General features: G+C 69.0%; 1 protein-coding gene and 1 pseudogene. Both read left to right on the forward strand.

Features of this window, described 5'->3' with window-relative positions:
* Positions 1-932 (forward strand): annotated as a pseudogene (locus tag G3N97_RS38610) (cobalamin biosynthesis protein CobT); the annotation flags it as partial.
* 160 nt (positions 933-1,092) lie between these two features.
* The coding region (locus tag G3N97_RS38615; RefSeq protein WP_205997973.1) for a J domain-containing protein at positions 1,093-1,692 on the forward strand (600 nt) is incomplete at its 3' end.

Consider the following 1,692-nt stretch of genomic DNA (forward strand, 5'->3'; position numbering starts at 1 on the left):
CGCGCGCCATCGGCACGAAATCGGCGGACGGCAAACCGGCGCGCTCGATCCCGCTCACCACGGCGTTCGACGTGATCACCGATCTCACCGGTAGCGGCGACGCCACCGCCTGGCGCAAGCTGCGCGCGCTGGCCCGCGCGGAAACGGGCGCGCTGAAAACGCATCTCGAACGCGTGCTCAAAGCCGACGAACTCACGCACTGGAAGCGCGAGCAGGAGCGCGGCGAGATCGATCGCGCGGCGCTGGCGCGGCTCGCCGTCTCGCGCGGCTATCGCACGCCGTTTCGCGTGAGTACGCGCGCGAGCGGGCGCGACGCGGCCGTGACGCTGCTGCTCGACCTCAGCGGATCGATGGCGGGGCGCAAGATCGAACTCGCGCGTCTGTGCGCGGCCGCGCTCGCCGACGCGCTCGCGCAACTCGGTTTCGAGGCCGAAGTGCTCGGCTACAGCTCGATCGAATCGCCGGCCATGCGCGCGCACTACGAGCGCGAACGCGCGGCACACGTCGATCTGCGCGGCTTTAATCGCTTCGTGGAGCGGCTCGATCTGCGCGTGTTCAAGCGTTTCGATGCGCGCGACCTGAGCGGACTCGCGCGCATCGAATGCGGCCACGAGAACCCCGATGGCGAGGCGCTGAGCTGGGCCGCCGCGCGGCTCATGGCGCGCAAGGCGCGGCGGCGTCTGCTGTTCGTGCTCTCGGACGGCTCGCCTTCCACGAGCGACGGCGATCCCGCCGTGCTGCGCAGCGATCTGCACGCGCGCGTGGCCGAGGTGCGTGAGCAGGGTATCGAACTGGTCGGCATCGGCATTCAGGACGACGCGGTGGAGGCGTTCTATCCGCATTCGGTGGTGGTGCGCAAACTGCACGAATTGCCCGCCGTAGCCTTCGCCACCTTGAGCCGCACGCTCGCGCGGCGCACGCGCGAAGCCTGAAGACGTTGGGCCTCGCGCCGCCGCTGTTGCGTGCGCGCCGCGCTTTTCTTGCGATGCGGCAAAGCGTGTTTTACCCTTGTGCGTCTCGCCGGTCGTCGGCGGCCGGTTTCGACCGGTTCGCGATTCGACTGAACAAACCCCTTGAAACAAGGCTTCGGACATGCCCGCTCCCCATCCGAGGACCCACGAAGACTACGACCGCCTCTATTACCGGCTCGAACTCGAGCCCGGCGCGAGCGCGGCCGACATCAAGCACAACTATCGCCAGCTCGCGCAGATTTTCCATCCCGACAAGTGGCGTCATCCCACGGCGGCCTCGCTGCATTGGGCCGACGAGCAGTTCAAGAAGATCAAGGAAGCGCGCGAAGTGCTCGAAGGCTACTGGCTCGCGCATCACGAGGCGCCTGCGAGCCGTACGGCGCTCGGCGAGTCGCAGCTCGCGGATGCGCGCGGTCAGATGCGCGACCTGCAATTGCGGCGCGAGCGTCTGCGTGGCGAAATCGACGCGATGCAAAGCGAGCAGGCACGCGGCGTCGCGGAACTCACGCGCATGCAGGCCGAGCGCGAGCGGCTCGCGAGCGAGCTGATTCAGTTGCGTGACGAAGTGTCGAGAGCGCGGATGCGCGAGGCCGCGCGGCGCGATATGGAGCGCATGCAGGAGCGCACGCAGCAACGCACGCGCGAGCAAGCCGCCGAGGCGCAGGCGCAGCGCGAGCGCGATGAGGCGGCGTCGGCCGCGCAGGCGGTGTCCGAGGCGGCC

Origin of the sequence: Paraburkholderia sp. Ac-20347 (genome assembly GCF_017104805.1) — a bacterium.
Taxonomy (GTDB): Bacteria; Pseudomonadota; Gammaproteobacteria; order Burkholderiales; family Burkholderiaceae; genus Paraburkholderia; species Paraburkholderia tropica.